Source organism: Stenotrophomonas sp. YJH_SMC_79 (genome assembly GCF_059367995.1).
The window spans coordinates 506,001-518,093 of record NZ_JCAFRK010000001.1 but is presented as its reverse complement, the minus strand read 5'-3'; the positions used below and the strand labels follow the sequence as shown (position 1 = coordinate 518,093).

11 protein-coding genes are annotated in these 12,093 nt (G+C 67.3%); 6 read left to right on the top strand and 5 right to left on the bottom strand.

From position 1 onward, the window contains the following. Window positions 1-48 precede the first annotated feature (48 nt). Genes AC5P57_RS02525 through AC5P57_RS02515 form a run of 3 tightly spaced genes read right to left on the bottom strand, consistent with a single transcriptional unit; the run spans window position 49 to window position 2,217 of the window. The gene (locus AC5P57_RS02525; protein ID WP_262236201.1) at window positions 49-438 is read right to left on the bottom strand and encodes an MAPEG family protein; all 390 of its coding nucleotides are present in this window, start codon (window positions 436-438) and stop codon (window positions 49-51) included. An 11-nt stretch (window positions 439-449) separates the two neighbouring features. Then, entirely contained in the window at window positions 450-995 is a 546-nt protein-coding gene (locus tag AC5P57_RS02520; protein ID WP_126929667.1) for a DUF4019 domain-containing protein, read from the bottom strand. A gap of 58 nt (window positions 996-1,053) precedes the next feature. Next, window positions 1,054-2,217, bottom strand: a complete 1,164-nt coding sequence (locus AC5P57_RS02515) for a COG3904 family protein (RefSeq protein ID WP_262236199.1) — start codon at window positions 2,215-2,217, stop codon at window positions 1,054-1,056. Window positions 2,218-2,731: 514 nt separating this feature from the next. Between AC5P57_RS02515 and AC5P57_RS02510 the strand changes: the two genes are divergently transcribed. From AC5P57_RS02510 to AC5P57_RS02500, 3 genes are all read left to right on the top strand, one after another. Next, window positions 2,732-4,210, top strand: coding sequence for a DNA-3-methyladenine glycosylase 2 family protein (locus AC5P57_RS02510; protein WP_262236198.1), 1,479 nt, complete (start codon window positions 2,732-2,734; stop codon window positions 4,208-4,210). After that, window positions 4,207-4,698 carry a methylated-DNA--[protein]-cysteine S-methyltransferase gene (locus AC5P57_RS02505; RefSeq protein WP_012510484.1) on the top strand — a complete coding sequence of 164 codons (492 nt, stop codon included), beginning with the start codon at window positions 4,207-4,209 and terminating at the stop codon, window positions 4,696-4,698. Before AC5P57_RS02510 ends, AC5P57_RS02505 begins: the two co-directional genes overlap by 4 nt. 425 nt (window positions 4,699-5,123) lie before the next feature. Beyond that, entirely contained in the window at window positions 5,124-6,374 is a 1,251-nt protein-coding gene (locus tag AC5P57_RS02500) for an alkaline phosphatase family protein (RefSeq protein WP_262236197.1), read from the top strand. Window positions 6,375-6,525: 151 nt separating this feature from the next. Here the strand turns inward: AC5P57_RS02500 and AC5P57_RS02495 are convergent, their stop codons facing one another. Next, window positions 6,526-6,705, bottom strand: a complete 180-nt coding sequence (locus AC5P57_RS02495) for a 30S ribosomal protein THX (RefSeq protein ID WP_004150462.1) — start codon at window positions 6,703-6,705, stop codon at window positions 6,526-6,528. Window positions 6,706-6,815: 110 nt separating this feature from the next. Beyond that, window positions 6,816-7,229 (bottom strand): MerC domain-containing protein, encoded by a 414-nt coding sequence (locus AC5P57_RS02490; protein WP_019338435.1) that lies wholly within the window; start codon window positions 7,227-7,229, stop codon window positions 6,816-6,818. A 137-nt stretch (window positions 7,230-7,366) separates the two neighbouring features. On the opposite strand from AC5P57_RS02490, the gene AC5P57_RS02485 reads away from it, so the two are divergent. The 3 genes from AC5P57_RS02485 (at window position 7,367) to AC5P57_RS02475 (ending at window position 12,086) form a co-directional block, all read left to right on the top strand. Continuing rightward, entirely contained in the window at window positions 7,367-9,571 is a 2,205-nt protein-coding gene (locus AC5P57_RS02485; protein WP_495219425.1) for a TonB-dependent receptor, read from the top strand. A 275-nt stretch (window positions 9,572-9,846) separates the two neighbouring features. Next, window positions 9,847-10,413: a TetR/AcrR family transcriptional regulator gene (locus tag AC5P57_RS02480; RefSeq protein WP_099551380.1), complete on the top strand. Its 567-nt coding sequence runs from the start codon at window positions 9,847-9,849 to the stop codon at window positions 10,411-10,413. Beyond that, window positions 10,413-12,086 carry an MFS transporter gene (locus tag AC5P57_RS02475; RefSeq protein ID WP_099551381.1) on the top strand — a complete coding sequence of 558 codons (1,674 nt, stop codon included), beginning with the start codon at window positions 10,413-10,415 and terminating at the stop codon, window positions 12,084-12,086. The genes AC5P57_RS02480 and AC5P57_RS02475 overlap by 1 nt, the downstream gene beginning before the upstream one ends. The last annotated feature ends 7 nt before the right edge of the window (window positions 12,087-12,093 follow it).

Here is a 12,093-nt window from a genome sequence, read left to right as displayed (position 1 = left end):
AGCATAGCGCCACGCACCTGACCGGCCTTGATCTGGATCAGGCCCGGGTCACAACAACGCGAACACCAGCGCCAGGATCGACAGCAGCGACACCGCCCACACCAGGCTGCGCACGTAGGGCACGCCTGCAGCATACAGCGGCAGGTAGGCCACGCGCGCCCAGAAGTAAGCGTGCGCGGCCAACGCTGTGGTGTCGTTGCTGCGCCCGGCCACGACCACTGCGATGGCGGCGACGGCGAAGAACGGGAAGGTTTCCAGGAAGTTGGCCTGCGCACGCTGCAGGCGACCGGCCAGCGCACTGACCGGCCTGGCCTCGCCATCACGTGCCGAAGCATTCCACTTCATCCCGCGCTCGCGGGTGACCACGGTGGAGGTGGCGAAGATGTAGACGAAGCCCAGCAGCACCGACCAGGCCAGCATCGTCAGTTCAGTTGCCATCATTCATCTCCTCAGGGTGCCGACGCACGCAGGCTGTAACCGGCCAGGCGCCACACCTGGTCCTCGTCGAAACGGAATGAGACCAGTTCGCGCACCGGCTGTGCGCTGTTGGCGAAACGGGTCGGGAAGCTGACGTTGATGTACAGCCCTTCCGGCACCGCGGCACCGGCGCTGTACTTGACCCGGGTGATGGTCGGCTGGCCACGCCCGGCCAGCGCACCCAGGCGCGTGCGCTCGGCGGTCAACTGGCTGACGAAAGCGGCCTTCGGTACTGCACGGCGCGCGACGGCCGAAGCGCCGTCCCACAAGTCGCCGGCGCGGTTGGCATCAACCAGCTGCGCCGCCTTCACTGCGGCCGCGCCCATTTCCGCATCCTGTTTCTGCACCTGTGCCTGCTGCGCGGCGGTCAACGCCGGAGCGCCGGCGGTGGCCGGTTTTGCAGCCGACGGCGAGGCCGGTGCCGGGCGCGCGGGCGCCGGGGCGGGCGTGGCGGGCGCAGGCGTCTGCGCCAACGCGAGCATGGGCATCAGGGACAGCAGCAGGAGCACGCGTTTCATGAACACCGCCGGTTCTCGGGAAAGAACCGCAGTCTACGCCAGCGCGGTGAGCTGTCCGTCAGCGCGCGTGGGCGCTGCCTTCCACCGCTGCTGCATCAGCCTGAGCGGCAGGTGTGCCGGTGTCTGCTGGCGCCTGTTCGGCCACCGGCGGCGGCTCCGACGGTGCCGGTGGCAGCGTTGCCACATCGATCTCCGACAGCGGGCTTTCTTCCGGGCACACCGCATCCGGGAAGCCGAAGCGCTGCTTCAGTGCCTGGCCGCAGCTGTTGATCGATTCCATGTCGGCGCCTTCGCGCTTGCACTGCTGGTCGAAGGCGATCAGGAACGCATCTTTGCGCTGCACGAAATCATCGCCGCAGGCCCGCATCTGCTTGATCCGTTCCAGATCGTCCTGCACCGCGTTGGTGCCATCCAGGCCGTACTGGCGCAGCTCGTCCGGCGTCAGCAGGCGCAGGCTGCGATTGGGCACAGTCATCATCAGGTCGGCCACGCCCACCGCCACGCCGTTGCGCTGCAGGTAGTCCTTCACGTTGTCGTAGACCTCGTGCAGCTCGCGGTTGAGTTCCGCGCGCGAGGTGGCCTTGGAACTGATGCGCATCATGCGGTGGATGCCGACCTTGCCCGACAGCAGGCGGTTGTCACCGGCGGCCAGCACGAACACGCAGGCGCTGTGGCAGATCGAGCCTTCGCGCACCCAGATGGTCCAGCCGGATTCACCGATGCTGTCACCGGCGACGATCGCCGATTCCACCTGGCCGCCGCTGGAATCCAGATCGAGGATGCGCTTGTGGATCTTCTGTTCGTCCGCGACGACGGCCAACCGCCACATCATTTCGGCGAAGCCCGGATTGATCTTGCCGGCGTAGCGCACGCGCATCAGGCCACGTTCGGCGCACGGCGCCAGGGCCTGGGTGATCTGCTCGCGCTGCAGGCCCTCCAGCTCGACGCCGTCGCCGGCATCGCCAGCATATTCCGTGCTGCAGCTGACCCAGGCGCGACCATTCTCCAGCTGCGCCTGTGGCCACGGCCGATCCGCCCGGCTGCGCGGCGGCGCCGGCGGCGGTGGTGCGTCAGCCGCATTGATCGACACCATGTTCTCGCCATCGCTGGCCGGTGCCCTCGCCGCCTTGTCGGCAGCAGTCACATTGCCTGGATTTTCCAGCTGACTGCAGCCCGCCAGGGCCAGGCACAACAGGGGCAACCAGCGGAATTTGGCGGACATCGGGCAACCGGGATTCATGGGAGCAAGAGCCACAGTCTAACCGTCCGGGGCGCGCATTCAGCGCGTGGCACTGAACCCCTTCTGACCCTTGGGAAAGCGTGTCGACCAAGGTCGACACCTACCAACAGCAAAGCGTGCCGACCAACGGTCGGCACCCACCAACTGCAGCGACCAACTGACAGAGGTGGGCGATGTGGGCTGGCAGGACCGTTGGCGCCATGGATGGCGCCATCGAGCCCCCATGGGTGAGAGCGCTTTGCTTGCGAAGCACTGCTTCGCAAGCGCCCGAACGCCCAGCCGCCAGCGGCTGGGCCGGCCTGGGGGTTCACGGCGTCCCCTGCCACCGGACCCACCACGCCATCCCAAAGGAATCCCGCTTCTGCTGTTGCTGTTGCTGTTGCCGGCCAGCGGCCGGCACTACCGCGGGTGCCGGGCGCAGCCCGGCCTGACCCCCTTCAGCATCCATGTCCGAATGTGGCGAGTATCCCTACCCGCACACGCCTAGACTGGCGCCATGGACACCGCCCTCGCCCTCGACACCGCCGCCTGCGACCGCGCCCGCCTGGCCCGCGACGCACGCTTCGACGGCGTGTTCTTCACCGCCGTGCGCAGCACCGGCATCTACTGCCGCCCTGTCTGCCCGGCGCCACCGCCGAAGCCACGCAACATCACCTACTACCCGACTGCGGCCGCGGCCGCCGCTGCCGGCTACCGCCCCTGCCTGCGCTGCCGCCCGGAACTGGCGCCACAGGCCCAGCAGGCCCTCGCCGGGCAGACCGTACAGCGCGCCTTGGCCATCATCCACGGCGGCTTCCTGCAGGAGCAACCGGTAGCGGACCTGGCGCAGAAGATTGGACTCAGCGCGCGCCAGCTGCAGCGCCTGTTCGTCGAACATCTCGGCGCCACACCCGGGCAGATCCATGCCACCCACCGCCTGCTGCTGGCCAAGCAGCTGCTGACCGAAACCACCCTGCCGGTGACCGACGTCGCGCTGGCCGCCGGCTACAACAGCCTGCGACGTTTCAATACCGCGTTCCTGCAGGGCTGCGGCATGGCGCCGACCGCGCTGCGCCGCCAGCATCAACCGTTGGCAGCCGATGATGGCGGCCTGGTGCTGCGCCTGGTGTATCGCCCGCCGCTGGATTTCCCACGCATGCTGGCGTTCCTGCGCAAGCGCAGCCTGCCCGGCATCGAACTGATCGGCGAGGACAGCTACCAGCGCGTGCTGGGCACCCCCGAGCGCCCCACCCTGCTGCGTGTCACCGCCGACCCGAAACGGCCGGAGCTGCGCCTGCAGCTGGGCGCGGTGGATCCGCGCCTGATCCCGGACATCGTGCGCCGCGTGCGTCGCGTGTTCGACCTCGATGCCGATCTGCAGCAGGTCCACGCAGCCCTCGGCGAAGAACCACTGCTGGCGCGCGGCATCGCCGAACGCCCAGGCCTGCGCGTTCCGGGCGGCTGGGATGGCTTCGAGGTCGGCGTACGCGCCGTACTCGGCCAACAGGTCAGCGTCGCCGCCGCCACTACCTTTGCGCGGCGTCTGGTGGATGCGTACGGTGCGCATCTGCCGGGCATGCCGTCCGAGTTCGATCGCCAGTTTCCGGCACCAGAGGTACTGGCCGAGGCGCCACTGGAATCGATCGGCCTGCCGCGCAGCCGAGCCTCAACCGTGCGTGCGCTGGCCGCTGCGTGTGCCAGTGGCCAGCTGGACTTCGAACCCGGGCAGGCTCTGGAGGAGTTTGTTGCGCGCTGCGTTGCACTGCCCGGCATCGGCCCGTGGACCGCACAGTACATCGCCCTGCGCGGACTCGGCCAGCCCGATGCATTCCCGGCCGGTGATCTTGTGCTGCAGCAGGTCCTCGGCCACGCGCAGGGCCAGCGCCTGAGCGAACGCGCGACCGAAGCACGCTCGCAACCCTGGCGCCCGTGGCGCGCCTATGCCGTGCTGCACCTGTGGCACCTGTCCGGAACCTTCGTTGGAGAACCGACATGACCCTGTTGTTCGATCGTTTCGACAGCCCGATCGGTGTGCTGACCATCGCCGGTGACGAACGTGGCCTGTCACATGTGCTTTTTCCCGAAAACCGCCATCCGGCACGCGGACGCGATGACTGGCACTACGCACCGGATGCGCTGCCGGAAGCGCGCGAACAGCTGCTGCAGTTCCTGCACGGCGAACGCAGCAGCTTCGACCTTGAACTGGCGCCACGCGGCACGCCGTTCCAGCTGCGGGTGTGGCAGGCGCTGGCGCTGATCCCATTCGGCCAGACCTGGAGCTACCTGCAGCTGGCGCAGCACCTCGGCCAGCCCAGTGCGACCCGCGCGGTCGGCGCCGCGAACGGCCGCAACCCGCTGCCGATCATCCTGCCCTGCCATCGCGTGATCGGCAGCAATGGCGCGCTCACCGGATTCGGCGGCGGCCTGGAAACCAAGGCGGCGCTGCTGCGGCTGGAACAACGCCAGGCCCCGCTGTTCGCCTGAGAGGGCTGGCCGGGCGGCGCCCGGCACCCGCAGAGGCAACCGCAACGGCCGAAGCAACAGCAGCATTCCGAGGCATGGCGTGGTGGGGCCGGTTGCGGGGGACGCCGTAAACCCGTCCATGGGGGCTTGGCCGCGGCATCCATGCCGCGGACACCACCGCAACCGGCCCCACCACGCCTTCGACAGATTCCTGCGATCTGTCGGGGTGGTGCACTGCGCAACTGTTGGTAGGTGTCGACCTTGGTCAACACGGTAGATCCACGCCATGCGAGGATGGAAGCATCAGGAATATGTCTGGAGAAAAGCCCCCTTCTTGTTGAAGGGGGCGCGCCGACAGGCGCGGGGATAGGGAAAAATGCGTGGACAGGGCACGCGATAGCGCGCCCTGTCTTGGGCACGTCATTGCCGCCGCTTATGATGTTGCGATGACTTCCGTACGCCTGACCTGCGCGCTGGCGCTGCTGCTGCCATTGGCCGCCTGCACCACCGCGCCCGCCCCTTCCGCCTCCGTTCCCACACCCGTCGCTTCGGCTGCGCCGCCCAAGCTGCTGTTGATCTCCATCGACGGCCTGCGCGCCGATGCACTGGACCGTGGGCTCACTCCGAACCTGCAGCGACTGATCGACGGAGGCGTACGTGCGCGCTGGATGACACCGTCCTATCCGTCGCTGACTTTCCCCAACCATTACACCATCGTCACCGGCCTGCGTCCGGACCACCACGGCATCGTCAACAACAGCATGGACGATGCAACCCTGGGCCGTTTCGAACTGAGCAACCGCGAGGCCGTCACCACCAGTGCCTGGTGGGGCGGCGAACCGATCTGGGTCGGCGCCGAGAACGCCGGCGTCCGCTCGGCCACCACGTCGTGGCCGGGCAGTGAATCGGAAATCCGCGGCGTGCGCCCGAGCCAGTGGCGCATCTACGACGGCAAGGAACCGCTGGAGCAGCGCGCCGGCATCGTGCTCGACTGGCTGGCCCAGACCGATGCTGATGCACCGCGCCTCACCACGCTGTACATGGAACACGTGGACAAGGCCGGTCACAACTACGGCCCCGAGTCGAAGCAGTACGCCGACGCCATCGTGCGCGCCGACCAGATCGTCGGCCAGGTGCTCGACGGACTGCAGCAGCGCGGCCTGGCTGCGACCACCAACGTCATCGTGGTGTCTGACCATGGCATGGCCAGCGTGGCCGATGGCCACGTGATCGCGACCGAATCGATGGCCGATCCGGCCATCGCGCGCAATGTCAGCCAGGGCCAGTCGGTGGGTTTCGCGCCGGTCGCAGGCCGCCAAGCAGAGGCCGAGCGCGCCCTGCTCGGCCGCCATGCGCATTACGAATGCTGGAAGAAAGAAAACCTGCCACCGCGCTGGCACTACGGCACGCACCCGCGGGTTCCGGCCATCGTCTGCGCCATGGATGAAGGCTGGGATGCACTGCACCGCGAAAAGATCGCCAAGCGCGCCAAGCAGGACCGGGGTTCTCATGGCTACGACAACGCGCTGCCGTCCATGCGTGCGGTGTTCGTGGCCGGTGGCCCGTCGTTCCGCCAGGGCCTGGTGATCGATGGCTTCGACAATGTCGACGTCTACCCGCTGCTGGCCCACCTGCTGCAGGTGCCGGCCGCGCCGAACGACGGCAATCCGGAAACGCTGAAGAAGACCCTGCGCTGATCGAATGTCTCTGTCGGGCATGGCCCGGCGTTACCGCGCCAATGTGGGTAGCGCCGGGCCATGCCCGGCGAACGCGGCGGCCAGGACGACACGCATAAAAAAACGCGGCGCCAGGCGCCGCGTTTTTCCTTGAACCGGTCGTTCGGCCGGATCAGGCCTTGGCGACGGCCTTCTTCGCCACAGCCTTCTTCGCCGGAGCCTTGGCCACGGTCTTCTTGGCAACCGGAGCAGCGGCGCCTACGGCGACCTTGCTCGCGGTGTGCGAACGGGCGTTGCCGTAGCTGGCGTTGTAGCGCTTGCCCTTGGCGGTCTTGCGGTCACCCTTACCCATGTCTTCAACTCCTCAAATGTGAAATCTGGTTACCCCGTACTGACACGGGTTCGGCGGGGCCGCCTTGCTGGGCGCCCCCGCGCACGATCGAAAATCCTATCACGGAGCGCCTAGTGCGCGCAGCTGGCGTCGTGCACGTGACCGTGGTTGAGGCGCAGGTTGACCAGATGGGCCACACCCACCAGCAGGCCGCCGACGGTCATCACCACCGCGTGCGGCACCGCATTGTGGTGCAACGGGTCGTACAGCACGCCGGCCCACAATGCGACCAGGCCGGGAATCAGGAAGCCCAGCGCACGCAGCGCGCCGTGGCGACGGTAGCCCCAGACCAGGCTGAACAGCCCCAGCAGGGTCACGAACACCACAAGCGCCTGTTCCACGCCGTCGCTCAGCCAGAACGACAGGCCCAACGAAGGCGCTGCGGCCAGCAGCACCGGAATCACCGCGCAATGCACCGCGCACAGCATCGAACCAGTGGCGCCGAAACGGTCGAGCAGGTGGCGCAGGCGTGAGGACAGGGACATGACTTCCAGCAGGGTCGGCGAATCGTTATGGAATAATATAACATCCCTCCCCGACCCGCACGGTTTCCCTCCCCCCCTGTCCCGCTGACGGGATTCGTGCGCCCAGCGATTGATACAGTGTAACAAAGGACCCACCGATGCCCGCCCGTACCCCGCGGTTGAAGCCGCATTCCCTCGCCCTGGCCCTCACCGCCCTGCTTCCGACCGTTGCCTTCGCCGCCAGCGAAGACGATTCCCATCGTGACCGCCACCTGACTGAACTGTCGTCGGTGCAGGTCACCGCCTCGCCGCTGCAGGGCGACGCCGAATCGCTGGCGCGCCCGGTGGAGGTACTGGCCGGTGAACGCCTGGACGAGCAGAAGGCCGGCACCCTCGGCGATACCGTGGCCAAGCTGCCCGGCGTACAGAGCACCTTCTTCGGTCCCGGCGTCGGCCGCCCGATCATCCGCGGCCAGGAAGGCCCGCGCGTGGCCGTGCTGTCCAACGGCATGGGCAACATGGACGCCTCCACCGTCAGCGCCGACCATGCCACCAGCATCGAGCCGTTCCTGGCCGACCAGATCGAGGTCCTGAAAGGCCCGGCCACCCTGTTGTTCGGCAGCGGCGCCATCGGTGGTGCGGTCAATGTGGTCGATGGCCGCATCGCGCGCGAACTACCGGAGCGCCCGCTGAGCGGCCGCGCCGAGCTGCGCGGCAATTCGGTGAACAACGAACGCAGCGGCATGTTCCGCCTCGATGGCGTCAGCGGCAATGTCGTGCTGCACGTGGATGGCCTGGTCCGCAATGGCGATGACTACCGCATTCCCGGTTATGCAGTGATCGACAGCCTTGAAGATCATCACGATCACGACCATGACCACGCGGGCGAGCAAGGCGAAGAACCGCGCCGCGGCCGCCTCGACAACAGCTCGATCCGCACCCGCGCCGGTGGCGTCGGCGCAACGTGGCTGGGCGACGGCGGCTACTTCGGCGTATCGGCCAGCACCTACCGCACCAACTATGGCATTCCCAATGGCGCGCACGTGCACGCCGATGGTGATGATCATGGCCATGACCACGGTCACGACCATGGCGACGAAGAGGAAGGCGGCGACGAGCATGACGTGCGCATCGACATGGTGCAGAACCGCTTCGAGACCAAGGCCGGCATCTACAACCCGGTCTCGTTCCTGAAGAACATCAACGCACGCGTGGCCTACACCGATTACGAACACGTGGAGCTGGAAGCCGGCACGCCGTCGACCCGCTTCACCAACCGCGGCATCGAAGCGCGCCTGGAAGCGGTGCAGCAGCAGATCGGCGGATGGGACGGCGCCTTCGGCCTGCAGTTCGGCAACAGTGATTTCGGCGCCAAGGGCGAAGAGGCGTTCGTGCCGGATACCGGCACCAGGAACATCGGCCTGTTCGTGCTGCAGGAAAAGCAGTTCGGCCCGTTCAAGCTGGAACTGGGCGGCCGCCACGACCAGGTCAAGCTGGACCCGACCGGTGACTACCGCCGTCGCACGTTCGGCGCCACCAACCTGTCTGCCGCTGGCATCTGGAAGCTCAACGATGCCGTTGACCTGCGCATCGGCGTGGACAGCTCCGAGCGCGCACCGACCAACGAAGAGCTGTATGCCGCCGGCGCGCACATCGCCACCCGTTCGCTGGAAATCGGCGACGGCAACCTGAAGACCGAGCGCGGCCAGCGCGTGGAACTGGGCATCCATACCCACAGCGAACGCCTGGACTTCTCCGCGTCGGTCTATCAGACGAAGTTCAAGGACTTCATCTACCTGGCCGAAACCGGCATCACCGAGGGCCTGCCGGTGCGTACCTGGACGCAGCAGGACGCGGTGTTCCGCGGTGCCGAGGCCGAAGCGCTGGTGCACCTGTTCGAAGGCGGCGCCGGTGACTGGGATCTGCGCCTGTTCGGTGACTACGTGAAGGCCAAGCTGGATGGCAGCGGCAGCCGCAACCTGGACATCGCCGTGCCGCATGGCGACCACAACCACAACTACACGGTGGAGCTGGCCAACACCGGCTACCTGCCGCGCATTGCCCCGGCCCGTGTCGGCGCCGACCTGCGCTGGTCGAAGGACGGTTGGCGCGCTTCGGTCGGTGCGGTGCGCTACAGCCGCCAGAAGGATGTCGCCCAGAACGAGGCACCGAGCGACGGCTACACCCTGGTCGACGCGCATCTGGCCTACCGCTGGGACCGCAACGCCAGCAACAGCTACGAGGTGTTCCTGGATGGCAGCAACCTGACCAACCGCGAAGTGCGCCCGCATACCTCGCTGCTGCGCGACTACTCGCCGCTGCCGGGCCGTGGCGTCGCATTCGGCATCCGCGCGTTCTTCTGACGCTCCTCCATCCACGCATGGCGTGGATCCACTGCACCACGCCGGGGTCGGATCCCATTCCGCAGGAATGGGCTCTGACCCCAGCCTGAGACCAGGCATGGCGTGGATCTCCTTGCCACTCCTTCCACATGTACGCAGCGGGGGCCTCCGGGCCCCCGTTTTCATTTCGACCCCGCCATCACGCATCCGTCACAAAGATGTGCGTACGACAACAACCGGACAATCCCGTCACCCAATGTCTCGCCATCCGGACACTAATGTCCGAAAATGAAGCCATGACCGCCCAACGTGCCGATGCCGCTGCCCGCCGTGCCCTCATCCTCGACGCCGCCGATCATGTCTTCGGCCAACACGGCGTCACTGCCCCGCTGGACCTGGTGGTCGAACGCGCCCAGGTGGGCCGCGCCACCCTGTATCGCAACTTCCCCGACCGCACCGCGCTGATCCAGGCGCTGCTGCAGCGTACGGTCGACCGTATCCGGCGCCAGGTCGAACAGCTCGGCGACCGTGACGACGCCCTGTTCGAGGTGTTCGAGGGCATGGCCCAGCGCATCATCGACTCACCGGCACTGGCCGATTACTGGCGCGCGGTGGATTCGGACGTGCCAGCCATGCGCACCGCACGCGAAACCGTGCGCGACCTGCTGGAGGAGCCGATCGCCCGCGCCAAGGCGGCCGGCCTTTGCCGGGCCGATCTGGAAAAGACGGATATTTCACTGATCTCGGGCATGCTGGGGGCAGCCCTGCGCGGCAAGACCCGCGACGAGCGCGCCCAGTTGGCCGGGCGTGCCCTGCAGCTGCTGCGCGGGGGTCTCCAGGGAGCAACCAGCGAGGCCCGCTGATGGTCCAGCCGTATCTGAAGCCGGTTCCGGATTGGGAGGAGCACGAGAAGCCGACCATGCCCGGTTCGGCTTCGATGCCCTGGCACCCACCGTACCGTCGGTTGGCCTATGCACTGGTATCGCTGCTGGTGGCGATCACCGGCGGCCTTGGCAATGCGCTGGTCACCGCCAACCTGCCGTTCCTGCAGGGCCAGCTGGCACTGACCCCGACCCAGGGCAGCTGGCTGGTGGCCGCGTATGCAATGGTCAACGTCACGGCCAACCTGCTGGCCTTCAAGTTCCGCCAGCAGTACGGCATCCGCCTGTTCGCCGAGATCGGGCTCGGCCTGTACGCAGCGCTGGCGGTGCTGCACCTGTTCGTCGGCAGCTTCGAGACCACGATGCTGACCCGCGCCGCCAGCGGCTTCGCCGGCGCGGCCTGTTCGACACTGGGCACGCTGTACATGCTGCAGGCGCTGCCGCGGCGGTTCACCGGCAATCTGCTGGTGGTCGGCGTCGGCCTTTCGCAGCTGGCGGTGCCGATCGCCTGGATCGTGTCGCCAGGCCTGGTCGATACCGGCCAGTGGCACCAGCTGTATTCCTTCGAAGCCGGCCTGGCGCTGTGTGCGTTTGCCGCCGTAGTGGTGCTGAAGCTGCCGCCCGGCATCCAGGTGAAGGCGTTCGAGCCGCTGGACTTCCTTACGTTCGCCCTGCTTGCACCAGCCGTCGCGCTGCTGGTGATCGTGCTGGCACAGGGTTACACGCGCTGGTGGCTCAACACTCCGTGGCTGGGCTGGGCATTGGTTGCCTCGATCGTGCTGTCCACCGCCGCCTTCATCATCGAGCACTACCGGCGCAATCCGCTGCTGCAGATCCGTTGGCTGTCGAAGCTGCCGGTGCTGCACTTCATCGTCGGCGCGTTCCTGATCCGCTTCCTCACCACCGAGCAATCCTACGGCGTGGTCAACCTGATGCGCACGCTGGGCATGGGGCCTGACCAGATGCGCCCGCTGTTCGTAGTGATCCTCGCGGGCGTGGTCACCGGCATCGCCGGTGCATCGCTGACCTTCGGCCCGAAGCGGCTGATCGCCCAGCTGCTGATGGCGATCCTGCTGCTGGGTGCCGCCGCGTTCTTCGACCAGCACCGCACCAGCATGGATCGGCCGCACGACTTCTACGCCAGCCAGTTCCTGGCCTCGGTCGGTGCCGGTATGTTCATGGGACCGTTGATCATGCTCGGCATTTCCGCCGCGCTGAAACAGGGGGTGGACCACATGATCACCTTCCTGGTGACGCTCTCGATCACGCAGACACTGGGCGGCCTGGCCGGCTCGGCGGTGCTGGGCACCTTCCAGCTGCATCGCGAGCAGTTGTACTCCAGCGCGCTGACCAGCCAGCTCGACCCGGCCGACCCGGTGGTGGCACAACGCCTGCGCATCCAGCAGCAGCTGTACGCCGCCCAGATCACCGATCCGGTGCTGCGCAGCGCGCAGGGCAGCGCGCAGCTGGCGCAGACCACGCGCCGCGAAGCCAACGTACGCGGCTTCAATGATGTGTTCACGCTGAGCGGCTGGTTGGCCATCGGCTTCCTGTGCTGGTTGCTGCTGCTTTCGCTGCGCACCGCCGTGCTCAAGCAATGGCGCAAGCGCCATCCCGCCCTTCCCACTGTGGCCGCGCCGGCCGCGTCCCGTTGAGTCCCTC

Excerpts from the sequence above, each read along its gene's own strand:
- AC5P57_RS02505 (WP_012510484.1), top strand. The coding sequence starts at position 4,207 with ATGACCCTGTTGTTCGATCGTTTCGACAGCCCGATCGGTGTGCTGACC.
- AC5P57_RS02510 (WP_262236198.1), top strand. The coding sequence starts at position 2,732 with ATGGACACCGCCCTCGCCCTCGACACCGCCGCCTGCGACCGCGCCCGC.
- AC5P57_RS02475 (WP_099551381.1), top strand. The coding sequence starts at position 10,413 with ATGGTCCAGCCGTATCTGAAGCCGGTTCCGGATTGGGAGGAGCACGAG.
- AC5P57_RS02520 (WP_126929667.1), bottom strand. The coding sequence starts at position 995 with ATGAAACGCGTGCTCCTGCTGCTGTCCCTGATGCCCATGCTCGCGTTG.
- AC5P57_RS02500 (WP_262236197.1), top strand. The coding sequence starts at position 5,124 with ATGACTTCCGTACGCCTGACCTGCGCGCTGGCGCTGCTGCTGCCATTG.
- AC5P57_RS02490 (WP_019338435.1), bottom strand. The coding sequence starts at position 7,229 with ATGTCCCTGTCCTCACGCCTGCGCCACCTGCTCGACCGTTTCGGCGCC.
- AC5P57_RS02525 (WP_262236201.1), bottom strand. The coding sequence starts at position 438 with ATGGCAACTGAACTGACGATGCTGGCCTGGTCGGTGCTGCTGGGCTTC.
- AC5P57_RS02485 (WP_495219425.1), top strand. The coding sequence starts at position 7,367 with ATGCCCGCCCGTACCCCGCGGTTGAAGCCGCATTCCCTCGCCCTGGCC.
- AC5P57_RS02515 (WP_262236199.1), bottom strand. The coding sequence starts at position 2,217 with ATGTCCGCCAAATTCCGCTGGTTGCCCCTGTTGTGCCTGGCCCTGGCG.
- AC5P57_RS02480 (WP_099551380.1), top strand. The coding sequence starts at position 9,847 with ATGACCGCCCAACGTGCCGATGCCGCTGCCCGCCGTGCCCTCATCCTC.
- AC5P57_RS02495 (WP_004150462.1), bottom strand. The coding sequence starts at position 6,705 with ATGGGTAAGGGTGACCGCAAGACCGCCAAGGGCAAGCGCTACAACGCC.